23 protein-coding genes are annotated in these 23,049 nt (G+C 69.7%); 9 read left to right on the top strand and 14 right to left on the bottom strand.

Annotated elements, in window-relative coordinates; all coding sequences use genetic code 11:
* Positions 1 to 3: 3 nt before the first annotated feature.
* From AC1DYK_RS11595 to AC1DYK_RS11585, 3 genes are all read right to left on the bottom strand, one after another.
* Positions 4 to 1,017: an ABC transporter substrate-binding protein gene (locus AC1DYK_RS11595; protein ID WP_478087077.1), complete on the bottom strand. Its 1,014-nt coding sequence runs from the start codon at positions 1,015 to 1,017 to the stop codon at positions 4 to 6.
* 31 nt (positions 1,018 to 1,048) lie between these two features.
* Positions 1,049 to 2,773, bottom strand: coding sequence for an allophanate hydrolase (gene atzF, locus AC1DYK_RS11590; protein WP_478166434.1), 1,725 nt, complete (start codon positions 2,771 to 2,773; stop codon positions 1,049 to 1,051).
* 134 nt (positions 2,774 to 2,907) lie between these two features.
* Positions 2,908 to 3,744 (bottom strand): M48 family metallopeptidase, encoded by an 837-nt coding sequence (locus tag AC1DYK_RS11585; protein ID WP_478166433.1) that lies wholly within the window; start codon positions 3,742 to 3,744, stop codon positions 2,908 to 2,910.
* A 36-nt stretch (positions 3,745 to 3,780) separates the two neighbouring features.
* On the opposite strand from AC1DYK_RS11585, the gene AC1DYK_RS11580 reads away from it, so the two are divergent.
* The 8 genes from AC1DYK_RS11580 to AC1DYK_RS11545 all read left to right on the top strand — a co-directional run bounded on the left by AC1DYK_RS11580 (position 3,781) and on the right by AC1DYK_RS11545 (position 12,766).
* Positions 3,781 to 5,133, top strand: coding sequence for an AmpG family muropeptide MFS transporter (locus tag AC1DYK_RS11580; protein WP_478166432.1), 1,353 nt, complete (start codon positions 3,781 to 3,783; stop codon positions 5,131 to 5,133).
* 108 nt (positions 5,134 to 5,241) lie between these two features.
* Positions 5,242 to 6,435 (top strand): beta-ketoacyl-[acyl-carrier-protein] synthase family protein, encoded by a 1,194-nt coding sequence (locus AC1DYK_RS11575; protein ID WP_478166431.1) that lies wholly within the window; start codon positions 5,242 to 5,244, stop codon positions 6,433 to 6,435.
* A gap of 62 nt (positions 6,436 to 6,497) precedes the next feature.
* Complete coding sequence (locus AC1DYK_RS11570) at positions 6,498 to 7,223, top strand: beta-ketoacyl synthase chain length factor (protein WP_478166430.1); 726 nt, start codon at positions 6,498 to 6,500, stop codon at positions 7,221 to 7,223.
* 6 nt (positions 7,224 to 7,229) lie between these two features.
* Positions 7,230 to 8,858: an NAD(P)/FAD-dependent oxidoreductase gene (locus tag AC1DYK_RS11565; RefSeq protein WP_478166429.1), complete on the top strand. Its 1,629-nt coding sequence runs from the start codon at positions 7,230 to 7,232 to the stop codon at positions 8,856 to 8,858.
* Between the two features lie 118 nt (positions 8,859 to 8,976).
* The gene (locus tag AC1DYK_RS11560) at positions 8,977 to 9,690 is read left to right on the top strand and encodes a response regulator (RefSeq protein WP_478166428.1); all 714 of its coding nucleotides are present in this window, start codon (positions 8,977 to 8,979) and stop codon (positions 9,688 to 9,690) included.
* The gene (locus AC1DYK_RS11555; protein ID WP_478166427.1) at positions 9,690 to 10,877 is read left to right on the top strand and encodes a HAMP domain-containing sensor histidine kinase; all 1,188 of its coding nucleotides are present in this window, start codon (positions 9,690 to 9,692) and stop codon (positions 10,875 to 10,877) included. Before AC1DYK_RS11560 ends, AC1DYK_RS11555 begins: the two co-directional genes overlap by 1 nt.
* A 189-nt stretch (positions 10,878 to 11,066) precedes the next feature.
* On the top strand, positions 11,067 to 12,320 hold the full coding sequence (locus AC1DYK_RS11550; RefSeq protein WP_478166426.1) for an O-antigen ligase family protein: 1,254 nt from the start codon (positions 11,067 to 11,069) through the stop codon (positions 12,318 to 12,320).
* A 44-nt stretch (positions 12,321 to 12,364) separates the two neighbouring features.
* Complete coding sequence (locus AC1DYK_RS11545; protein WP_478166425.1) at positions 12,365 to 12,766, top strand: cupin domain-containing protein; 402 nt, start codon at positions 12,365 to 12,367, stop codon at positions 12,764 to 12,766.
* Between the two features lie 25 nt (positions 12,767 to 12,791).
* Here AC1DYK_RS11545 and AC1DYK_RS11540 read toward each other — a convergent pair whose 3' ends face one another.
* The 3 genes from AC1DYK_RS11540 to AC1DYK_RS11530 all read right to left on the bottom strand — a co-directional run bounded on the left by AC1DYK_RS11540 (position 12,792) and on the right by AC1DYK_RS11530 (position 14,402).
* The gene (locus AC1DYK_RS11540; protein WP_478166424.1) at positions 12,792 to 13,127 is read right to left on the bottom strand and encodes a hypothetical protein; all 336 of its coding nucleotides are present in this window, start codon (positions 13,125 to 13,127) and stop codon (positions 12,792 to 12,794) included.
* A gap of 118 nt (positions 13,128 to 13,245) precedes the next feature.
* Positions 13,246 to 13,458: a zinc-finger domain-containing protein gene (locus AC1DYK_RS11535; protein ID WP_442285544.1), complete on the bottom strand. Its 213-nt coding sequence runs from the start codon at positions 13,456 to 13,458 to the stop codon at positions 13,246 to 13,248.
* 5 nt (positions 13,459 to 13,463) lie between these two features.
* A complete protein-coding gene (locus tag AC1DYK_RS11530; protein WP_478166423.1) occupies positions 13,464 to 14,402 on the bottom strand; it encodes a branched-chain amino acid transaminase in 939 nt (312 codons plus the stop codon).
* 116 nt (positions 14,403 to 14,518) lie between these two features.
* On the opposite strand from AC1DYK_RS11530, the gene AC1DYK_RS11525 reads away from it, so the two are divergent.
* Positions 14,519 to 15,517, top strand: a complete 999-nt coding sequence (locus tag AC1DYK_RS11525) for a recombination-associated protein RdgC (RefSeq protein WP_478166422.1) — start codon at positions 14,519 to 14,521, stop codon at positions 15,515 to 15,517.
* Positions 15,518 to 15,538: 21 nt separating this feature from the next.
* On the opposite strand, the gene AC1DYK_RS11520 is transcribed toward AC1DYK_RS11525, so the two are convergent.
* The 8 genes from AC1DYK_RS11520 to AC1DYK_RS11485 all read right to left on the bottom strand — a co-directional run bounded on the left by AC1DYK_RS11520 (position 15,539) and on the right by AC1DYK_RS11485 (position 23,048).
* Positions 15,539 to 16,015, bottom strand: a complete 477-nt coding sequence (locus tag AC1DYK_RS11520) for a glycerate kinase (protein ID WP_478166421.1) — start codon at positions 16,013 to 16,015, stop codon at positions 15,539 to 15,541.
* Between the two features lie 87 nt (positions 16,016 to 16,102).
* Positions 16,103 to 16,495: a hypothetical protein gene (locus AC1DYK_RS11515; RefSeq protein WP_478166420.1), complete on the bottom strand. Its 393-nt coding sequence runs from the start codon at positions 16,493 to 16,495 to the stop codon at positions 16,103 to 16,105.
* A complete protein-coding gene (locus AC1DYK_RS11510; RefSeq protein WP_478166419.1) occupies positions 16,474 to 17,718 on the bottom strand; it encodes a glycerophosphodiester phosphodiesterase in 1,245 nt (414 codons plus the stop codon). Before AC1DYK_RS11510 ends, AC1DYK_RS11515 begins: the two co-directional genes overlap by 22 nt.
* A 78-nt stretch (positions 17,719 to 17,796) precedes the next feature.
* Complete coding sequence (locus tag AC1DYK_RS11505) at positions 17,797 to 19,014, bottom strand: tetratricopeptide repeat protein (RefSeq protein ID WP_478166418.1); 1,218 nt, start codon at positions 19,012 to 19,014, stop codon at positions 17,797 to 17,799.
* An 18-nt stretch (positions 19,015 to 19,032) separates the two neighbouring features.
* Positions 19,033 to 21,042 (bottom strand): bifunctional metallophosphatase/5'-nucleotidase, encoded by a 2,010-nt coding sequence (locus AC1DYK_RS11500; protein ID WP_478166417.1) that lies wholly within the window; start codon positions 21,040 to 21,042, stop codon positions 19,033 to 19,035.
* Between the two features lie 167 nt (positions 21,043 to 21,209).
* Entirely contained in the window at positions 21,210 to 21,365 is a 156-nt protein-coding gene (locus tag AC1DYK_RS11495) for a hypothetical protein (protein WP_478166416.1), read from the bottom strand.
* A 144-nt stretch (positions 21,366 to 21,509) separates the two neighbouring features.
* Positions 21,510 to 22,157: a dihydrofolate reductase family protein gene (locus AC1DYK_RS11490; RefSeq protein WP_478166415.1), complete on the bottom strand. Its 648-nt coding sequence runs from the start codon at positions 22,155 to 22,157 to the stop codon at positions 21,510 to 21,512.
* A gap of 99 nt (positions 22,158 to 22,256) precedes the next feature.
* Positions 22,257 to 23,048, bottom strand: a complete 792-nt coding sequence (locus AC1DYK_RS11485) for a hydroxyacylglutathione hydrolase (protein WP_478166414.1) — start codon at positions 23,046 to 23,048, stop codon at positions 22,257 to 22,259.
* Position 23,049 lies beyond the last annotated feature (1 nt).

Raw genomic sequence — 23,049 nt, 5'->3', positions numbered from 1 at the left:
CCATCAGCCCTTGTAGAGCATCGTGTCGACCATCAGGCGCGACGAGAAGATGCCCTTGTCGGAGAACAGGTCGAAGAACTTCTGGAAGTACGCGATATCGCCGGGCGTGAACTCGTTGTACATCGTGTAGGCCGCCAGCGGCACCTCGCCGGTCAGCGGCCCCTCGATCGCGGTGTAGCCCTTGAGGTACTGGCGCGCCTCGGCCGGCTTGCTGCGCACGAAGGCCACGCCCTGGCCATAGGCGGCGATGAACTTCTTCGCCGCGTCGGGATTTTTCTTGATCAGCGCCGAGGTCAGCGAGGCCGAACCGCCGAACCACGGCGCCATCGGATCGCCCAGTACGTATTTCGCGATCACCCCGGCCTCGAGCACACGGGTGCTGCCGTTGAGGCGGCCGATGGTGCCGGTCGGCTCCAGGGTGTAGCAGCCGTCGACCTGGCCGGCCGCGAGCGCCGCGACATGCTGGCCGATCGGCAGCTCGACCACCGTGGCGCCCGTGGCGCCGCCGCGTTCGAGCACCGCCTTGGCGAGTGTCACGTTCTGGATGCCGGGGCCGGAGGCCACGCGCTTGCCCTTGAGGTCGGCCATCACCTTGGCCGTGCTCGCGGTCGGCACCAGCACCTGGTCGAGCACGTTCCGCGCGTTGCTCGGGTTGGAGCAGAAGATCTTGAAGCTGCCCGGCGCCGCGATCTCGCCGATCGCGATGTTGGCCGAGCCGGTGCCGTTGGCGCTGCCGTCGCAGCGCTCGGCCAGCATCGCTTCCATGATCTGCTGCGCGCCCGCATAGCGCTGCACCTCGACGTCCAACCCGGCCGCCTTGAAATAGCCCAGTTCGACCGCGGCGTAGAACGGCAGGCCGGCCGCGATCGGCCAGTAGCCGATGCGGATCCTGGGCGCGCCCTGGGCCCGCACGATCGCGGGCGCGGCGAGCACCGCCAGGCCGGCCGCACCGGCCTGCAGCAGTTGGCGCCGCGAGGCCGGGGTGGCGAGAGTCAGGGGTTTCTTGCTGTGGGCCATGGCGTACTCCGGATGAAAAGTGGGAAGAGGTTCAGGTCGCGGCCGTGCTGCGCCCCGCGATGTAGGCGCGCCAGCCGCCGAGGGCGGTGATGTCGTCGGCGCCAGCCACCGCCAGCGCCTCGCAGAGGAAGCCCTGCACGCTGCGACCGTCGGCCAGCAGCAGGCTGCCGATGCCCAGCGGGGCCGGGATCAGGGCGACGAAGCTGCCGTAGTGCGCCAGCGGCATGTCCCAGATCTCGATGGCGATCGCCGCGCCCTCGCCGGGCGCCACGCGCAGCAGCCCGGGCTTGGGCGGCACGGTGCCGGGCAGCGCATAGAGCCGGTAGTCCGGCGCCGTGTGGGTCGCCGCGACCAGACGGGCGCCGCGCTCGGTGAGCTGGCTATTCAGCGGCATGCCCGACAGGTGGGCGCCGACCACCGCCACCGCCACCGTCGGCGGCTCGGCAATCACCGGAAGCGGCTCGGGCGCGGGCAACGGCTCCCGCGTGGCGCCGAGCGGGAGCCCGGTGGCGTGATGGAAGCGCTGGCCCAGCTCGGCCAGCTGGAAGTCGCTGCCGGCGCGGCCGATCAGCGTGATGCCGAAGGGCAGGCCGTCGTCGCGCAGGCTGGCCGGCACCGAGATCGCCGCGTAGTCCAGCAGGTTCACGAAGTTGGTGTATTCGCCCAGCTGGCGATTGAGCGCCACCGGGTCGGCCCGCATCGCCTCGATCGTGCAGTGGGTCGGCGCGGTGGGCACCAGCAGCACATCGATGTCGCTCCACATCGCCGCGGCGCGCTGGCCCAGCGCCTGCAGCTTCGTGCGGGCATCGACGAAGTCGGCGGCGCTGTAGCCGCGCCCCTGCGCGAGGATGCCGCGCACCGGCTCCAGCACCTCGCTTTCGTGGGCATCGAAGAATTCGCGCACCGCGGCGTAGCGCTCGGCGACCAGGGCGCTGTCGTAGAGCAGCGCGGCGGCTTCGGCGAGCGGCGCGTAGTCGATCTCGACCGGCGTGCCGCCGAGCGAGCGCATCCGCTCGATGGCGCGCGCGAAGGCCTCGGCCGACCGGGCGTCGCCGAAGAAGTTCAGCGCCGACGGGACGCCGAAGCGAAAGCCCGCAGACAGCGGCCGGGTCTCCAGCGCCAGACTGCGCCCGAAGGGATCCTCGGGGTCGTAGGCCATCGCCGCGTGCAGCACGCGCGCTGCGACCGCCACCGTGCGCGCGAAGATCGAGACGCAGTCGACGCTCTGCGCCGCCGGCACCACGCCGCGCGCGCTCAGCAGTCCGCGCGAGGGCTTGATGCCGACGATGTTGTTGAGCCCGGCCGGCACCCGGCCCGAGCCGGCGGTGTCGGTGCCGAGCGCGAAATCGGCCTGCCCGGTCGCCACCACGTAGGCCGAGCCCGAGCTCGATCCGCCCGAGACGTAGCGCGGGTCGAAGCTGTTGGGCACCGCGCCGTAGGGCGAGCGGGTGCCGTTCAGCCCGCAGGCGAACTGGTCCAGGTTGGTCTTGCCCAGGAGCGCCGCACCGGCATCGAGCAGCCGCTGCACCACCTGGGCGTGCGCCGTCGGGGTGCGGGCGAAGGCCGGGCAGGCGGCCGTGGTGGGCACGCCGGCGACGTCGATGTTGTCCTTGGCGGCGAAGCGCAGGCCGGCCAGCGGGCCGGTGGCAGCACCGCCCAGAGGCGCCGCGAAGCGCGCGATCCAGGCCGCCGCGGCCCGGGCCTTCACCTGTTCGTCGGCCGCGCCCGCGGGCGCGGCCTTGTCATGCACCATCATCAAGCATCCTGTCTTGTGTACAAGATGCCTTGCAAAGGATGTGCCAGGCCTTCGCAAGCACGGGCGGATGCGCCGCGGTTCTCCCGGGCGTCAGGGCGCGTCAAGGCGCGTCAGCCGCGCTGAGTCTGTCGCGCTCATGGCGCTGCGCGAAGACGGCCTGACAGGCCTTCGACCTTGGGCACGTTGGCCTGCAGCACCTTGATGCGGTCCGGCCCGCTCGGATGCGTCGAGAGGAAGCTGATCGCGCCTTCGCTCTTCGATGCCTTCGCCATCTTGGTCCACAGCGACACCGACGCCTTCGGGTCGTAGCCCGCGCGCGCCGCGAGTTCGAGGCCGACGAGATCGGCGTCCGTCTCATCGCTGCGGCTGAACTTGAGCGTGATGAGTTGGGTGCCGGCCCGGGCCGCCAGATCGCCGGCCTGGCCGAGACCGAACAACTGCGCCGCGATCGACAGCGCCGCCCCCGTTCCCGCGTTCTTGGCAAGCCGCGCCCGCGCATGCTCGCGCAGCGCGTGCGCCATCTCGTGGCCCATGACCATCGCGACTTCGTCGTCGCTGAGCTTCAACTGTTCGAGGATGCCCGTGAAGAAGGCGATCTTGCCGCCCGGCATGCAGAAGGCGTTGATCTGCTTGCTGGCGATCAGGTTGACTTCCCACTTCCACGTCGCGGCACGCGGGTTCCATTGCGCCGTGAAAGGAATGATCTTCGAGGCGATGGCCCGCAGCCGCTGCAACTGGGCATTGCCGTCGGGCGCGAGCGCGCCCTTGGCCCGGGCCTGCGCCAGGAGCTGGTGATATTGCTGGACGCCGGCGCGCTCGATGTTCTCCGCAGGCACCAGGTTGCGCGCCACCGACGCCTCGCCGACGTCGACCTGCGCCAGGGCGGGCGATGCGGCGGCAGCGCCCGCCGCCAGCAGGAAGGCGCGGCGTCCGCGAGGGGGAGCGGATCGAAAATCGCAGAGCAAACACATGCGGGAATAATAAGCAGCCCCAACGAACCTCTCTCAATGTCCGCACCATCGGCTGACGAAGCCCCACCTTCCCTGCCCTGGCGCGACGCGCTCAAGGTCTATCTCGAACCCGCAACACTGCGCATGCTTGCGCTGGGCTTCTCCGCGGGCCTGCCGCTGCTGCTGGTGCTCGGCACGCTGAGCTTTCGCCTGCGCGAGGCGGGGGTCGATCGCACCACCATCGGCTTCCTGAGCTGGGTCGGGCTCGCCTACGGCTTCAAGTGGGTCTGGGCGCCGCTGGTGGACCGGCTGCCGATCCCGCCGCTGACCACGCTGCTGGGCCGCCGCCGCGGCTGGCTGCTGCTGGCGCAGATGGGCGTGATCGCAGGACTCGCCGGCATGGCCTTCAACGACCCGCGCGACGGCCTGCCGCCGCTGGTGTGGTGCGCGCTGCTGGTCGCCTTCTCCTCGGCGACGCAGGACATCGCCCTCGACGCCTTCCGCATCGAATCCGCTGCCACGCGCAAGCAGGCCGCGCTGGCCGCCGCCTACCAGACGGGCTATCGGCTGGCGATGATCTGGGCCGGCGCGGGCGTGCTCTGGGTCGCGGCATGGGCTGAACTGCCCGGCCTCGCGGGCTACCAGAACAACGCCTGGAAGACGGCCTACCTCGTGATGGCCGCATCGATGGCGGTGGGCGTGCTCACCGTGCTGCTGTCGCCGGAACCGGTGCGCGCCACGCTGCCGCAGCCGAAGACGGCGGCCGCCTGGCTGCAGAGCGTGCTGATCGAGCCCTTCGCCGACTTCATCCGCCGCTACCGCTGGCAGGCGGTGCTGATCCTGTCGCTGATCGCGGTCTACCGGATCAGCGACGTGGTGATGGGCATCATGGCCAACCCGTTCTACGTCGACATGGGCTTCACCAAGGACGAGGTCGCCACGGTCAGCAAGATCTACGGCGTGGTGATGACGCTGGTCGGCGCCTTCGTCGGCGGCGTGCTGTCGATGAAGCTCGGCGTGATGCGGGTGCTGATGCTGGGCGCCGTGCTGAGCGCCGCCAGCAACCTGCTGTTCGCCGGACTGGCCTCGCGCGGGCACGACCTCACGGCGCTGGTGCTGGTGGTGTCGGCCGACAACCTGGCCGGCGGCATCGCCTCGGCGGCCTTCATCGCCTACCTGTCGAGCCTGACCAACATCAACTACTCGGCCACCCAATACGCCCTGTTCAGCTCGCTGATGCTGCTGCTGCCCAAGTTCATCGCCGGCTATTCGGGCGTCTTCGTGGACGCCTTTGGCTACCAAGCCTTCTTCATCGGCACGGCGGTGATGGGGGTGCCGGTGCTGCTGCTGGTGGCGCTGGCGTCGCAGGCCGCCAAGCGCGGCAAGGCCGATGCGCCTGATTCGCCCTAGGCGCCCTGCCCTGAGGCGCCCGGCCGCGGGGTCCAAGCCCTGACCGACCGTGGTGGATCGCGCCCAACTGGTAGGCTGTCGTGTTTCAGCCATCGCAACGTGCCCACCGTGACACCTTCCCGCATCCTCCCCTTGCAGATCAGCGCCTTCACCGCGACCTCGGCCGTCGGTGTGGGCAAGGCCCCTCTGCTCGACGCCCTCGAGCACTCGCGCAGCGGCCTGCGCGCCAACGATTTCGGCGCCTCGCCGCTGCCGACCTGGATCGGCCGCGTCGACGGACTCGAGGCGCTCCGGCTGCCCGAGGAACTTGCGGCCTGGGACTGCCGCAACAACCGCCTGGCCTGGCTCGGGCTGCAGGCCGACGGCTTCATGGAAGCGGTCGCCGCCGCGCGCGAGCGCTACGGCCCGACGCGCATCGCGCTGGTGCTCGGCACCTCGACCTCCAGCATCGGCGAGACCGAGGCCGCCTACACGCAGCTGGTCGACGGCGCCTTCCCCGCCGCCCAGCAGCGCCCCATGGTCCACACGCCGCACTCGCTCGCCCTCTTCGTGCAGCAGGCGCTGGGCCTCGAAGGCCCGGCCGAGACCATCTCCACCGCCTGCTCGTCGAGCGCCAAGGTGTTCGCCTCGGCCGAGCGGCTGATCCGCCTCGGCCTGGTCGACGCGGCCGTGGTCGGTGGCGTCGACACGCTGTGCGGCAGCGTGCTGTTCGGCTTCAACTCGCTCGAACTGGTCTCGTCCGCGCCCTGCCGCCCCTTCGATGCCGCACGCGACGGCATCAGCCTCGGCGAAGCCGCGGGCTTCGCGCTGGTCGAGCGCGGCCGCGGCCGGCTCGAACTGCTGGGCTATGGCGAGGCCAGCGACGCCCACCACATGTCCACCCCGCATCCCGAGGGCCTGGGCGCCGAGAAGGCGCTCGACGACGCGCTGGCGCGCGCCGGCCTCGCGGCCGACGCCATCGACTACATCAACATGCACGGCACCGCGAGCACCAAGAATGACGAGGTCGAAGGGGCCCTGGTGACGCGCCGATTCCCCGACACCATCCACGCCAGCTCGACCAAGGGCTTCACCGGCCACACGCTGGGCGCGGCCGGCATCGTCGAGGCCGTGATCAGCCTGCTGGCAATCGAGACCGGCCTCAAGCCGGGCACCGTCAACACCACCACGCTCGATGCCGAGTGCGGACCGCAGATCAAGCTGCAGCCCGCGCGCGGCGAGGTGCGCTACGCGCTGAGCAATTCCTTCGGTTTCGGCGGCAACAACTGCTCGCTGGTCTTCGGCAAGGGAGCCGCAGCATGAGCGCAGCGCCGGGCCGCTCCCAAGCAAGCTCGCACCGCAGTGCGCAGCACGAAGGTACTTCAATGACGACGAACAAGACCCCCACGCTCTACATCGAAGGCCCGGCCTTCTGGGCCGCGACGCTGCCGGGCTGGGAGATCGCCAGCGCCGTGTTCCGCGGCGAGGGCGCGCCGGCCGCCCCGCCGGCCAAGCGGCCCTCGCCGCAGCTGCTGGCGCCGGCCGAACGCCGGCGCGCCCCCGACACCGTGGCGCTGGCGCTCGAAGTGGCCGCCGCCGCCGTGGCCGGCTCGGGCCGCAACGCGGCCGACCTGCCCTGCGTCTTCGCCTCGGCGCATGGCGACCTGGGCATCAACGACTACATGTGCGGCACGCTGGCGGCCGATCCGCTGCTGCTGTCGCCGATCAAGTTCCACAAGTTCGGGGGGGCGCAGTGCGCCGCCGACCAGCGCGCCGTGCTGCTGGCCGGTTACGACATGCCGGCCGTGGGCGCGCTGGCCTCGGTGACGACCAGCCGCGAGATGCTGGCCGTGGCCCTGGTGCTGTCGCCCACGCGCACCGAGCGCACCGTGGCGTCCTTCGAGTGGTCGCTGGCCGGAGGCGCCCTGCCGGCGACGCGGGCTCGCTGCGCCGCGGCACGCGCCCTGGAAGTGAACGCGATGGCCGATGCCCTGCCGCTGTTCGAGGCGCTGGCGCGCGGCGAGTCCGAGTCGCTGAGCCTGCCGCTGTCGGCCACGCTGTCGCTGCAGCTCCAGCTGCAACCAGAGCTTCAGCTCGAACCGCAGGGCTGACGCCCCATGGACGCGAGCCGCCCCCCCGCACACGATGTCGTGATCATGGGCGGCGGGCTCGCAGGCCTCACGCTGGCGCTGCAACTTCGCCAGCGCTTTTCCGAGATCGATGTCGTGGTGCTGGAGCGCCGCACGCATCCGGTGCCGCAGGCGACCCACAAGGTGGGCGAATCATCGGTCGAGATCGGCGCGCATTACTTCGACACCGTGCTCGGCCTCAAGCCGCACCTGCATGGCGCCCAGTTGCGCAAGTTCGGCTTCCGCTTCTTCTTCAGCGAAGGACGGCGCGACGTCGACCAGGTGACCGAGATCGGCGCCAGCCGCTACCTCTCGGTGCCGAGCTATCAGATCGACCGCGGCATCTTCGAGAACTACCTGGCCCAAGAGGCCGGGCGCCAGGGCGCGCGCTTCATCGACCACGCGACGGTGCGCCGGATCGACCTGGCCGACGATCCGCGCCGGCCGCATCGGATCGAATGGTCGCGGGGCGGCGAGACGCTCGAGATGCACACCCGCTGGCTGGTCGACGCCTGCGGCCGCGCCGGCCTGCTCAAGCGCAAGCTCGGGCTCGAGCAGGCCAACGCGCACGACTGCAACGCGGTCTGGTTCCGCATCGGCGAGCACATCGCGATCGACGACTGGTCCGACGACCCGCATTGGCGCACGCGTTGCTGCGAACCGCCGTCGCGCTGGCTGTCGACCAACCACCTGGTCGGCGCGGGCTACTGGGTCTGGCTGATCCCGCTGGCCTCGGGCTCGCATTCCGTGGGCATCGTCGCCGACCCGCGCCTGCATCCGCTGGAGCGGATGGACACCTTCGACAAGGCGATGCTGTGGCTCCAGACCTGGCAGCCGCGCCTCTACGACGCGCTCGACGGCAAGCGCCACCGGCTGCAGGACTTCGCCTTCCTGCGCGACTTCTCCTACGGCTGCAAGCAGGTGTTCTCGGACCGGCGCTGGGCGCTCACAGGCGATGCCGGGCTGTTCCTCGACCCCTTCTATTCGCCGGGCAGCGATTTCATCGCGGTGTCCAACACCTACATCTGCGACCTGGTCGGACGCGACCGCGCCGGCCATGCGCTGGCGGCGCGGACCCAGCTCTACGACCAGATCTACCACTCGTTCTACGAGAGCACGCTGGCGCTCTACACCGACCAGTACCCGCTGTTCGGCGACCCCGAGGTGCTGCCGGTGAAGGTGATCTGGGACTACAGCTACTACTGGGGCGTGCTGGCGCAGATCTTCTTCCAGCGGCGGCTCACCGACCTGGCCCTGCTGGGCAGCCTGCGCGGCGAGCTGCAGCAGGGCCAGCGCCTCAATGTCGCGGCCCAGGCCTTCTTCCGCGACTGGTCCGCCGTGAGCCACCGGCGCAATCCGGCCGTGCTGCTCGACCAGGCCGCGCTGCCGTGGTTCGCCGAACTCAACCGCAGCCTGAACGACACCCTCGACGACGACGCCTTCAGGAACCGCATGCGCCAGTCGGTGGACCGGCTGAACGCCCTGGCCGGCGAGATGCTGGCCCGCGCCGGCCGCGACCACCCGGGCCTGGACGGCGGCGCGCTGGCCGCGCTGCTGGCGCAGGCGACCGCACCCGCCGGCGCGCCGCCCGGGCCCCTTCTTTTCGCCGCCGGATGAAACCGCCGGCGGCAAGGTTTACCCAACTTTACGAAGCGTTCAAGCCTGCGCCACCCCGCAGGAGGAAGCTAGCCCCCTGAGTACAACCACCGTGGCACGCCGCGCGGAGACACCCCGAATGAGCACCCCGCAACTCCTGATGATCGAAGACGACACCCGCCTGGCGCAGATGGTGGGCGAATACCTGACGCAGTCGGGCTTCGGCTTCTCCCACGCCGCCGACGGCGCCAGCGGGCTCGAGATGCTGCAGCAGCGCTCGCCCGACCTCGTGATCCTCGACCTGATGCTGCCCGACACCGACGGCCTCGAGGTCTGCCGGCGCATCCGCGCGCTGCCGGGCGGCCAGGCCAAGGTGTCGGTGCTGATGCTGACCGCCAAGGGCGATCCGATGGACCGCATCATCGGGCTGGAGATCGGCGCCGACGACTACCTGCCCAAGCCCTTCGAGCCGCGCGAGCTGCTGGCGCGCATCCGCGCCGTGCTGCGCCGCCGCGGCGAAACCGCGAGCGATTCCGAGGGGCCCGCCGTGATGCGTTTCGGCACGCTGGACATCGACCGCAACGCGCGCACCGTCACGGTGGGCGGCGCGCCCGCCGACCTCACCTCCTACCAGTTCGACCTGCTGGTGGCGATGGCCGAGCGCGCCGGCCGCGTGCTCACGCGCGACCAGATCATGGAAGCCGTGCGCGGACGCGAGCTCGAGGCCTTCGACCGCTCGATCGACGTCCACATGGGCCGCATCCGGGCCGCGATCGAGGTCGACGCCAAGAACCCCAAGCGCATCCTCACGGTGCGCGGCGTGGGCTACGTCTTCGCCAAGCAGCAAGATTGATGCTTCTCAATCTCTACCGCCGCCATCTCTACGTCCGCGTCTGGCTGGCGGTGGTGGCGGGCGTCTTCATCCTGACGCTCACGGCCAACTGGATCGTGCGCGAGGCCGCCGAGAGCGAGCGCGAGCGGCTGGCGCCGGTGCCGCGCGAGGTCGTGGTGCTCGATTCGCAGGACCGCCACATCGGCAGCGGCAAGGCCATGCGCGTGCCGGGCCAGGGGCTGGAATTCGACGTCACCCTGAACGACGGCCGGACGCTCTCGCTGCAGGTGGCGCCGCGCGACCGCGGTCCGGGCGGGCAGCCGGGCATGTCGCCCTGGCGCACGCCCTTCGGCCTCGGCTGGATGGTGGCGCTGGTGGGCGTGGCGGTCGCGCTGGGCGTCTACCCGATCGTGCGCCGGCTCACCAAGCGGCTCGAGGCGCTGCAGCGCGGCGTGCAGCGCTGGGGCGAAGGCGACTTGTCGGCGCGCGTGCCCGAAGACGGCCAGGACGAGGTGGCCGATCTTTCCAGCGGCTTCAATGCCGCCGCGGCCCGCATCGAACAACTGGTGCGCTCGCACAAGTCGCTGCTCGCCAATGCCTCGCACGAGCTGCGCTCGCCGTTGACGCGCATCCGCATGGGGCTCGAGCTGATGGGCGAGCGGCCCGGCCCGGCCGCGCGCCAGGAGATCTCGCGCAACATCGCCGAGCTCGACCAGCTGATCGACGAGATCCTGCTGGCCAGCCGGCTGGACGCCAAGGAAGCCGACATGGGCACCGTCGAGACCGTCGACCTCACGGGCCTCGCCGCCGAGGAATGCGCGCGCGTCGATGCCGACCTCGATGTCAAGGAAGGCACCGACAGCGACGCCCTCACGGTGCGGGGCGTGCCGCGCCTGCTGCGCCGCGCGATCCGCAACCTGCTCGAGAACGCGGGCCGCTACGGCGCCGGCGAGACCAGCGTGGAGATCGGCAGCCGGGCCGGCCAGGCCGAGATCCGCGTCAACGACCGCGGCCCGGGCGTGCCGGCGGCGCTGCGCGAGCGCATCTTCGAGCCCTTCTACCGCCTGCCGGGCGCCAGCGAACGCAACGGCGGCGTCGGGCTTGGCCTGGCGCTGGTGAAGTCGATCACGGAGCGCCACGGCGGCAGCGTGCGCTGCGAGGATCGCCCCGGCGGCGGCGCCAGCTTCGTCATTACCCTCCCGCATTAGGCTCGCCCCCAGGTTGGGCTCACTTCGTGTAGCCCGCCCACCCCCTACCGGGGGCAACACCAGCGGCCCGGCGAAGCCGGTTCCGCGGTGTTCCACCAACAGGCCTGGCTGCGCCGGCCGGGTACCGGGGGGCGAAACGCGCAACCTGCCGAACTGTGTGCGGGTAGCACCCTTCTAGAATTCGGCACTATGCAGAGATCGCACATCGTTCGGGCCGCGGCCATGTTCTGGGGGCTCACGGTGTTCATGCCGGTCGGCGTCACCTACCTGGCAGCGCTGCTGCTGATGGTCGCGCTCGCGGCCGCCGGCGGCTGGCGCGAGCGGGCGGTGCGGCTGCGCCGCAACCCGATGTGGTGGCCGGTGATGGCCTACGTGATCTGGACGCTGGTCATTCTGGCGATCGGGCCGCACTACCCCGAGACAGCCTCGAACCTGGTGCACGGACTGCGCATCGCGGCCACCGTGCTGATGGCGCTGGCGCTCACGCGCGAAGAGGCGATCTGGGCCGTGCGCGGTTTCTGGCTCATGGGGCTCGCGAACATCGTCTTGATCGCGCTGTACTACACGGTCGGCTTCCCGATGTGGGAGCCCTGGCGCGGCGTGCTGATCCTGGTCGGCAACAAGTCGATCAGCAATGCGCTGCTGTTCACGATCATGGGCGCCTCCGCCGCGGTGTACGGGCTCAAGGCGCTGGTCGAGCATCGGCCCTGGCGCGCCGCCGCGGCCTTCGCGCTGGTGCCGGCGGTGATGGTGATCATCACCTTCACGCTGCCTTCGCGCACCTCGCTGCTGGCCCTGCTGCTGGTGATCCCGGCCGCCTGCGTGCACCAGTGGCGGCGGCAGCTCAAGGTGCTGGCGCTGGTGCTGATGGTCGTCGGCGCGATCGGCGTCGGCGCCCTGTGGAACACGCCGGTGGTGCAGCAGAAATTCGCGGTCGGCATCCAGGAGATCGAGGCCGCGCAGGCCGGCGAGATCTCCGAGGCCAGCTGGGTGGTGCGCTACTACATGTACCGCGACACCGCCCGCATGATCATCGACCGGCCGCTCACGGGCTGGGGCATCGGCGGCTGGACCGAGCAGTGGCACCTGCGCGGGCCGAAGCTGCTGGACTACAAGAACATGCCCCACAACGACTTCCTCTGGATGGGCGCGCAGAGCGGTGTGCCGGGTGCCCTGAGCCTGCTGGTCATCTGCCTCGTGGCGGTCTGGGTGGCCTGGCGGCGCGACGACCTCGCCGGGCGCCTGGCCTTCGTCGCGACGCTGGTCATGCTGATCGCCACCAGCGTGAACTCGGCCCTGCGTGATGCGCAGATCGGGCTGGCGCTGCTGTGGGTGGCGATGGTCTACCTGCGGCTGGCGCAGGAGCCGGGGGATTCGTGGCGCGGGCTGGTGCCGCCGCGGCGAAATGGGGTGGCACCGGCCGCTGCACTTGCGCCGCTCTGATTTGGCGATCAGATTACGGTCTGACGAACATTTCGGAGAATCGGATGGACCACCCGTCTCATGCGGCACCGCAGCGCTTCGTGATCAGCCACCACCACGAGGCCGATTTCAAGACCGGTGGCTTGCGAGCCTACTCGTCCTACCGCGACCTGGGCGTCGCGGCTGCAACGAACGGGTTGGCTCATGCCCATGTGATCCGCATGGTGGCGCCGTTCCGCACCGAACTCAGCGTGCGACATCACCACGATGTGCAATTCCAGCTGGTCTACTGCCTGAAGGGCTGGTTCGAGACGGACTTCGAGGGCGTCGGACCGCAGCGGCTGGTCGCCGGATCGTGCTGGGTCCAGCCACCCGGCATCCGACACACGGTCGTCGGCTGGTCGGACGACTGCGAGCTCCTCGAGATCCTCATGCCCGCCGAACACGAGACGGTCAACGACTCATAGAGCCGAGCGGCGACGCCGGCCGAGCTCAGCCCTCGACGCCCCGCTCATAGCCCACGAACGGGCCGAAGAACACCATCTCGCCCTCGAGGCCCGCGGCGACTTCGTGCTGCTTGGGAAGCTCGTCGATGAACTCAGGCCAGGACTGCGCAACGTGACGGGACCACTCGCCCGGGTCGAGCCGCGTGACCGGCCCCTGGGTGGCCAGGAATTCAAAGCCCTGGGACCTCAGCTTCGCCACCGCGAGCCGCATGGCGACCTCATGGTCCGCAGCCGTCGCGTAGGCCGAGACATAGGCGCCGGCGAGCGTCGACGGCAACTTGCCGTTCGAGCCTCGCCCGACCTTGACGTTGATGAGGAACAAGCCGCGCGCCGCAGGCGCCGGCTGCTTTGACTTGAACAAGCCAAACATTGGTTTCGCTCCCGGCGCCGTGCCGCCACGGCGCGCCTTCACGCGCTGCGCGCGAGACGCCCGGGCCAGCTCAGTGGTGGTGCCCCGCAGCCTCGCCCGCCTTGAGGCGGTACACGGTGCCGCAATACGGGCACTTGGCCTCGCCGGTGCGGGCCACGTCGAGGTAGACCTTCGGGTGCGCGCTCCAGAGCTGCATGTCGGCCTTGGGATTGGGGCAGAACACGCCGCCCTGGTCGTTCAGGTCCTTGGCGAGGAGTTCGATGGTGCTCTTGGCGGTGGACATCGTCTTCAGACCTTGGTGAGCCAGTGGGCGTACTTGGGATTGCGGCCGTTCACGATGTCGAAGAAGGCATTCTGGATCTTCTCGGTGACCGGGCCGCGCGACCCGATGCCAATCTCGACGCGGTCGAGTTCGCGGATCGGCGTGACTTCGGCGGCGGTGCCGGTGAAGAAGGCTTCCTCCGCGATGTAGACCTCGTCGCGCGTGATGCGCTTTTGCACCACCTCGATGCCGAGATCCTTGCAGATGTGCAGGATGGTGTTGCGCGTGATGCCGTTGAGCGCGCCGGCCGACAGGTCTGGCGTGTAGACCACGCCGCCCTTGACCACGAAGATGTTCTCGCCCGCGCCTTCGGAGACGAAGCCGCTGGCATCGAGCAGCAGCGCCTCGTCGTAGCCGTCGTCGAGCGCCTCCATGTTGGCCAGGATCGAGTTGCTGTAGTTGCTGACCGCCTTGGCCTGCGTCATCGTGATGTTGACGTGATGCCGCGTGTAGCTGGAGGTCTTGACGCGGATGCCGCGCTTCATGCCTTCTTCGCCGAGGTAGGCGCCCCAGGCCCAGGCCGCGACCATCGCGTGGATCCTGTTGCCCTTGGGGCTGACGCCGAGCTTCTCGGAGCCGATCCAGACCAGCGGGCGCAGGTAGCAGCTGTCGAGCTTGTTCTCGCGCACCACCTGCTTCTGGGCCTCGTTGACCTGTTCCTGCGTGAACGGGATCTTCATGCGCAGGATCTTGGCGCTGTTGAAGAGCCGCTCGGTGTGCTCGGCCAGGCGGAAGATCGCCGTGCCGTTGACCGTGTTGTAGGCGCGCACGCCCTCGAAGACGCCGCAGCCATAGTGCAGCGTATGGCTCAGCACGTGGATCTTGGCTTCGCGCCAGTCCACGAGTTCACCGTCCATCCAGATCTTGCCGTCACGGTCGTCCAGTGCGGGGGGCAGCGCGCTCATGTCTTTGTCCTTCAACCGGGGGGGTATGTCGCAAAAGCTTTCGATTTTACCGGCGCCGATCGCGGGCGCCGCACCGACAATGGTCGGTTTTGCCAAACAGCCAGAAAAGGGATTCCGTGTCCGTCTTCAAGAACGTCATCGTCTACCGCATCGAAACCACGTGGTCGCAGTCGCTGGACCAGGTCGAACTGGGCCTCGGCACGCAGCGCTTCGTCCCCTGCAGCCCGTCGCAGGAAAGGTCCGCCGGCTGGGTCGAGCCCCGCGGCGAAGACAACGGTCCGCTCGCCGAATCGGTCGCCGGCCAGTGGCTGCTCGAGTTCATGATCGAAAGCAAGACGCTTCCGGCCTCGGTGGTACGCCGCAAGGTCGAGGAGCGCGCCGCGCAGATCGAGGCCACCACCGGCCGCAAGCCCGGCAAGAAGGAAAAGAAGGAACTCAAGGAAGACGTCACCCACGAGCTGCTGCCGTTGGCCTTCACGCGGCACGCGCGGGTCGCGGTGTGGATCGACCCCAAGGCGCACCGGCTGGTGGTCAACGCCAGTAATGCGGCGCGCGCCGACGAAGTGGTCACCAGCCTCGTGAAGTCGCTCGACGGCTTTGCGGTGGCGTTGGTCAACTCGCAGGTCGAGCCCGCGGTCGCGATGTCGGAGTGGCTGTCGAGCCAGGAGCCACCCGCCGGCTTCACGATCGACCGCGAATGCGAGCTCAAGGCCACCGACGAATCGAAGGCCGTGGTGCGCTACGCCAAGCACCCGCTCGACATCGACGAGGTGCGCCAGCACATCGCCGACGGCAAGCGCCCGACCCGGCTCGCCATGACCTGGGACGACCGCGTCTCTTTCGAGCTGACCGAAGGCCTGCAGCTGCGCAAGATCGTGTTCCTCGAAGGCACGCTCGACGACGCGCCGGCTTCAGGCAAGGAAGACAACTTCGATGCCGACGCAGCGATCGCGACCGGCGAGCTGGGGCAGCTGGTGCCCGAACTGCTCGAAGCGCTGGGCGGCGAGATGCGCCTGGGCACGGCAGCGGCGGTTGCGGCGCCTGCCGCATCGGCGGCGCCCAAGGCAGATGCCGATGCCGAAGCAGCGCTGGTCGACGACTCGGCGCCGTTCTGAGTCCGGGCCGCTGACCCGCGGCTAGACCGGCGGGCGCAGTGCGTCGGCGGCGCCGGGCTTGATGGCGTCGGCGCTGGGCGCATCGGCCTGCGACGCGTCGTCCTCGGCCACCTGGGGCCGCACCAGCGTCCATTCGGTGAGCTTGCCGCCCACGAAGGTGGCATCGACCCAGGAGCCGCCGGCATCGGTCCAGCGGAACAGCTCGGGCTGCTCGTCCTTGGGCGAGCGCTGCTCGCCGAGCGCGCGCGTCATCGCGATCACGTGCAGCAAGGTCACCTTGGGCTTGAGCTTGGCGTTGAGCATCACCGCGCTCGCGACCGTGCCGATCGGCCGGTCGGCGGCGCGCTTGAGCACCTGCATCGTGCGGTTGAAGTGCATCAGCAGGAACATGACGATGGCGCCGCCGACCAGTGCCACGCCGGCCCAGCCGTAGCTGCGATAGGCCACGCCGAGCAGGATGAGGCCGCCGACGGGGACGAGGATTTTGCTGAAATTCATGGGGCGATTGTCGCGCGGGCGGGATCGCCCTGATTTACGCGGCGGCGCCGCCGCCGGGGCTCTGCGCCATCGCCGCAACAGCGAGCCCTACAAGGCGCGAAGCACGAGCCAGCCGATCGCGGCGATGCCGGCAAGGCCCGCCACCAGCGTCAGGCCAAAGCCTGGCGCCCGCGATTCGGCATCGCGGGCCATCCGCGCCGACGGCGGCGGCGCCGCTGGCGCCGCCTCGGCAAACGGGCTGAAGACCGCGCCGCCCCGCTCCGCCCCCCCGGCGGCCGCGTGGCTCGACGCCTCATCTCCTGACGGCTCCGCCGCGGCGGCGTTCGACACGACCGCGCCGAGCGAGCCGGGCAAACCGCCTTCGCCATGGGCCCATGGCCCGAACGCCGCGGCGGCCAGGACAACACTCGCGAGCCGAAGCCTGCGCATCCGGATGCCGGAGGGACGGCGGCGCCAGGTCAATCGTTGCTGCGTTCGCATTTGCGCGAATTGACCAGGCAGCGGGCGTAGTCGGGATCGTGCTTGAGCAGGAACATCGCACGCGCGGCGACCGCGGTGTCGGCGAAATCGCTGAACACCCCGTCGACGCCGGCCTCGTAGAACGCGAGGTATTCGTTGACCGGGTTGCCGCCGAAGCTGCCGGTCAGCCGCTTCTGCTCGCTGCGGAAGGTGTACGGATGCACCAGCAGCCCCAGACGGTGCGCATTGGCGATCACATCGGTGGTCGGCAGCAGGACGCGGTCGCGCTCGTCGACCACGCCGTCGCCCGTCACGTCGACGCAGGCCCCGCCCTGCACCGACTTGCAGGCGCTCGGGATCAGGTAGGGCTTCCACGGCCCGATGCCGTCGGCATAGCCCTTCACCTCCTGCAGGCCTCGCGGCGTCAGCAGGTCCTTGAACAGGCCGTCGCGGTTCGACACCACCCAGTCGTACGGCTTGTCGTAGGGCTTGCTGAAGTCGAGCGAGCCGTCGGGCTTGACGTCGTTGGCATCGACCAGCTGGATCAGCCGCACGCTGGTCTTGCCGCGCAGGTACCGGAGATTGGCCGTCTCGAAGGACTGGATGAAGACCGGCGCGTTGCGGTGGTTCCACCCGGCCGCGCCGAGCACGGCCAGCAGCCGGTCTTCCAGCGGCAGGCCGATGCCCTGGTGGTAGGTCGGATGCTTGGTCTCCGGATAGATGCCGACGCGGCGCCCTTCTTCGCGCGACTTGCGCTTGGCGAGTTCGATCACCTCGGCGAGCGTCGGGATCTGGAACTTGCCATTGAAGGCCTGGTCGCGTTCGGGAAAGGACTGGACCGCGCGCAGCTGCTTGATCTCCGCCAGCGTGAAGTCGCTGGCAAAGAAACCGTCGGTCGCGACCCCGTCCAGCATGACGGTGCGCCGCCGATCGGCGAACTGCGGCAGGCTCTTGACATTGGTGGTGTCGATCAGGTTGGGCTCGTGCCGCGCGATCAGCTGCCCATCCTTGGTGGCGACCAGATCGGGCTCGATGTAGTCCGCCCCCAGGGCGATGCCCAGTGCATAGGCTTCCAGGGTGTGCTCGGGCAGATAGCCGCTGGCGCCCCCTCGGTGGCCGATCACCAGCGGCGCGTTGTCGGCCCGACGTCGTGCCTGCTCTTGTTGCGCCACGGCAGGCGCCACGGATGCGAACAGCATGCCCATGCCGAGCAGGGCGGCGCAGAACTTTTTTGGGTGGGTCAAGGGGGATCTCCTGTGGGTGGGTGCCTCTGCACGGTAGGCGCCCTGCGTGACAACCGGATGAACCATGGGCGGCGGCGATCAGGGAACTGCGAGGACCTGGAGCGCGAGGCGCAATCCGCTTTCATAGGCCTCGTCGGCCGGCAATGCACCCGATGGTCGCGCCGATGCCGCGGCGCCCGGCTCACGCGGCGGCGCGGGTGCCGCGGCGGCCTCGAAGAGCACTTGCCAGCGCGCGGCGGGCAGCATCAAGACCTCGCGGTCCGGCCCCGGCAAAGCCATGCCTGCAAGGCGTCCCTGGGCATCGAGCACCGGCCCGCCCTGCGGCCCGTCGGCGACCGGGATGCCCAGGCGCCGGAGTCCGGTGCTGCCCTGGAACGAGCCGAAGAAGCCCTGGCTGAGCCACGGCCAGGCGGGCACGGCGGCGCCCGACTCGGCATATTGCAAGGCAAAGCCGGGGCTTCCGGCGAAGGGATCGCGCGGCGCAACGGCCTGCGATGCCGTCGCGTCCAATGCGGCGTCGAGGCGCAGCACTGCGACGCCGAGCGCCTCCAGCGCGGGCAGGCCGGCGTCCACCCGTGCCCGGGTGGTCCGGCCCAGGCCGTTGCGCACCCACAGCGTGCTGGCGGGCGCCAGCCGCACGGCGGCGTTCGGCACCAGGGCCAGCGTGCCATCGCCGATCAGGACAGCGCTTGCGATCACGCGCGCGGCGTCCGGCATCGCCGCCTGCCCTCGCTCCATCACGGCCTGCGGCGCCATCCGGTGCGGCGTCTGCAGCAAGGGCCCCGCCGCCACCGGCAAGGGCGCCGCGAAGGCGCGGCGGACCTCCAATGGCACCGGGTCCTGCGGCGATCTCTGGAGGGTGCCGTCCAGCACCCGCTGCGCGAAGGCGTCCTGACCGCCGACCCGCAGCAGCCACGCGTACAGCGCGCCGGCCGCTGCCGATTCGAGGTGCGCCCCCGAGGTGTGGGCGCAAAACGCGAGTGCACGCCGGTACTGGCCGGCCTGCATGTAGGCCCGCACCAGTCCCATCTCGGTGTCGGGTGCGTGCAGCATCATCGCGGCGCGGTCCAGCGCGTCGGTGGCCGCCACGGTGTCTCCACGCGCGAGGGCCGCCTCGGCACTGCCCAGCAGTGCCGAGCGCGCCTCCATCAGCGCCGGGTCGCGCACCCGCATGTCCGTGATCGATGCGGCAGAGCGCGGCAACGCGCCGGCCGTTGCCGGCTCTGCATCGACGACCTGCGCGCCGCAGAGCCCGAGCCCGATGGCGACTGCGAAGCATGCGGCCCGATGGCTCAAGTTCAATCCTCGAACCGGTCAGGGCAAGGCCGTGATGCGCGGGATCGCGAGGGCCGGCAGCGTCGGGTCGTAGGCGGGCTTCGGCGATTTGTAGCCGGCGTTGAAATAGGCCGTGAGCGCATCGACGTCCTGCGCGCCGCCCAGCACGCCGGTGCCGCCCAGCAGCACCGTGAAGCCGTCTCCGCCGCTGGCCATGAAGTTGTTGACGGTGACCCGGTAGGTCTTGGCCGCGTTCTGCACCACGCCGTTGGCGACGATCGTCTCGGGCGCGCCGGTCGGCACCGGCGGCGTCACGGTGACATCGGTCGGCGTGAGCACCACGTTGACGATCTTCGAGCACGGCGCGGCGGAGGCGCTCCACGAATACTTCAGGCCGTTCGACACCTGCATGATGCGCTGCGCGGTCTGGCCCTGGCAGCCGACGAACTGCTGCTCCAGCAGGTTCTTCAGCTGCTGTGCGGTCAGCGTCATCGTGACCAGGCTGTTGCCGAACGGCTGCACCGTGAAGGCATTGCCGTAAGTCACGTGGTACGGGTAGCTGCTACCGGCGATCGCGAAGCCCGGGCTGCGCACCCCGCCCGCGTTCATGAAAGCCATCACCGCGCCGCCGAGCGCAGCGGTCTGCGTGGCCTGCAATTGGGCGTCGGCGATCAGGCTGCCGGCCGGCATTTCGCCGGCGCTGTTCGCGCTGTTGGGCAGCGGCGCGGCGATCGTGCCGATGACCTGGTTGGCCAGCGGCGACACCAGCGCGCTGTAGCCGTCCACGATGTTCTTGACGCTGGGGTCGGTGCGGATGGCGTCGTTGATCGCGACGTCCGTGCGATCGACCAGCCGGTTGGTCGCCGACACCGCGAGCACCTTGCGCGAACGCGGATGCAGGGTCAGGTCGATGTCGCTCAGCACACGGCCGAAGGCGCTGGCGCTGGTGACGGGGACCAGGCGGCCCTCGCTGTTGGGCAAGCCCGTCGGACGCGGTGCGCTGACCGCCACGCCGTTGACGTTCTTGACGTCGACCGTGCTGGCCGAGCAGTTGTAGGCCGAGTGCGTGTGGCCGCTGATCACCAGGTCGACGCGATTGTCGAGCCGCTTGACGATGTTGGCGATCTCGGAGTCGCTGCCGTCGGCGTTCTTCAGGTTGCCGTCGCAGCCGTTGATGTCGCCGACGTTCGGGCTGGTCTGGAAACCGCCCTGGTGGACGAGCACGACGATGGCATCGACCCCCTGCGCGCGCAGGCGCGGAATCAGCGCGTTGACCGTGTCCGCCTCGTCGCGGAACTCCAGGCCCGCGACGCCGGTCGGCGTGACGATGGCGGGCGTGCCCTTCAGCGTCATGCCGATGAAAGCCACCTTCGCGCCGTGAAAGGTCTTGATGCCGTAGGGCGGCAGCACGGTGCGGCCGGTCGCGGTCTCGAACACATTCGCCGACAGCCACTTGAACCTCGCACCGTCGAAAGTGCCCGGTGCATTGGAGCCGAGTCCCTTGCAGCTGTTCGGATCGGGAACCCCGTTGCTGAGCTTGCAGCCGCCGTCCTGCAGGCGCTTCAGTTCCGCCGAGCCCTTGTCGAACTCGTGGTTTCCCACGGCATTGAACTCGACCCCGATCTTGTTCAGTGTCTCGACCGCAGGCTCGTCGAAGAACAGCGCGGAGATCAGCGGCGAGGCACCGATGAAGTCGCCGGCGCCGACGACCACGTTGTGGACGTTCTGCGCCTTCAGGCGAGCCACGTAGGCGGCGATGTATTCGGCGCCTCCGACGGCCGGTCGCTGCGCCGCCGGGACCACGGTGTTGACGCCGAAGGTACCGGGCGACTGCAGGGTGCCGTGGAAGTCGTTGAAGCCGATGATCTTGACCTTGATCGGCTCGAGCGGACGGCCGTGGCGGTCGTCGGCCCGGTCCCGGTCTCGATCGTTCGAGGCGACCCCCTGGGCTGGTTCGTCTGAACGGGCGTGAACGTCGATGCTGGCCAAGCCGATGCCCGATGCAACGGCGGTCATGGCGCAGGTCAGCACGAAGCGGCGGATCATCATGGAAGAGGCTCCTGGTCCATTGAAATCACGAGACGGCGATGCGGCGGGGATGCCGATCCCACGAGGGGATTCGGATCCACGGCGCGACTATCGATGCGACCGGTGACGGGACTGTGACGCGCTGCCATGCGGCGGCCGGCCGCCGCGCCGATCAGGACCTGCTCACCCTAATTCGGGGCGTGTCCCTTGGCCTCGGCGCGCGCGGGGACCGCGGCGATGGCCTCGGCGTCTGCGTGGCTTCGGCCGGCGGGCGACTGCGCATGGACGCCGTCCGCGAGCATCCAGGCGACCGCCGTGGTGGTGAGGATTCTGACGATGGGCAAGGTTTTCATACGATCGGTTCGCGCGCAGGAGCGTTGCGCGCGCCGAAGGCTATCCGGGCAACATGGCGCGGCGATGACGGTTTTCGAAAGCCTTGCGATGACGACGGCCCGATCGAAGCGCGAACCGGAGCACCGCCTGACGCGTCACGCCGCCCTGCGCAGGAACACGTGCGTCGCGCGTTCGCCGGCGACGGACTCCGCGCACTCATAGCCCAGCGCGGGCAGGTCGAGGCCCTGGAAGAGAGGCTCGCCCGAACCGAGCAGCACAGGCTGCACGGCCAGATGCAACTCGTCGATCAGACCCGCATTCAGATACTGCCGAACCGTGGAAACGCCGCCGCCCAGGCGAACGTCGAGGCCGCCCGCCGCGGCCCTCGCCTGCTCCAGCGCCGCGTGAATGCCTTCGGTGACGAAGCGGAACACCGTGCCTCCGGCCATCGCGAACGGCGGCCGCGGATGGTGCGTGAGCACGAACACGGGGGTGTGATACGGCGGCTCGTTGCCCCACCAGCCTTTCCAGCTCTCGTCCGGCCACGGCCCCCGGACCGGGCCGAACATGTTGCGCCCGAGGATCCAGGCGCCGATGCCGGCAAAGCCCTGCTCGGCGATGCCGTTGTCGACGCCCGTCTCTCCATCGTCATGGCCCTGCATCCGGCGCCACAGGCGGGTGTGGAAGAACCACTCCATCAACTCGGGGCCCCGGATGCCGAGCGGATTCTGCAGATCCTGGCTCGGCCCGGCGCCGTAGCCGTCGAGGGAGATGGCGAAGCTCTGAACGCGGAGTTGGGACATGGCGTTGCTCCTTGCCTGATCAAGCCGGCCCGGGCACGGGCCAGCGCCCCATTGTCCACGGGGCCGAAGACCCCAGCGTCGTTGCCGGCGCTGCCACGCTCACCACGTGTTGCGCAGCTCGCGAAGCTTGACGAACACGGTCTTCGGGTCCGGCTTTTCTGGCAGATCGGGAAAGACCTCGCGAAGCGCCGCGATGACGCTCGGGCTGGACAGGCGCAAGAAGGTGTTGATCTGCTTCTCCTCGCGCAGCGTCGTGACGCGGGCCCTGGCCGGGTCCATCCCCGTCATTTCGGGCAACAGCTCCCTGGCGGCCGCGTTGTCGGGCTCGCGCGCGAGGGTGAAGCGCAGATTGTTCTCGATGTAGTCGTGGCCCGGGTAGACACGCGTGTCGTCGGGCAGCTTCGCGAGCTGGTCGACGAAGGTGGTGTACAGGTCTTCGGGGTTGCCGCCGTTGTGGCAGTTGCCCGCGCCGGCGTTGAACAGCGTGTCGCCGGAGAACAGCGCCGGCTGCTCGGTGTGGGATCGCAGGCAGATGTGGCACATCGTGTGGCCGGGCGTGTCCAGGCACTCGAGCTCGACGGTCTTGCCGACCTTGATCACATCGCCGGCCTTGACGCCGCGATCCACGCCCGCGATGCGAGAGCCCGACTGGTGGTGCGCAATCACCTTGGCCCCGGTCGCCGCGACCACGGCCTCATTGCCGCCGGTGTGGTCGTGATGCTCGTGCGTATTGAGGATCTGCGTGATCTCCCAGCCCTTCTCCTTGGCGGCGGCCAGGCATTTCTGGTGGTCCAGGGGATCGATGGCGAGGGCCTCGCCGCTCTCGGGGCAAACGATCAGGTAGTTGTAGTTGCGGAAGGCATTGCCGGTCCAGATGCGCTCGACGATCATG

The organism is Variovorax sp. P2_H12, assembly GCF_056403395.1.
Note: the sequence above shows the minus strand (reverse complement) of the source record. Positions and strands in the feature narration are given on the sequence as shown.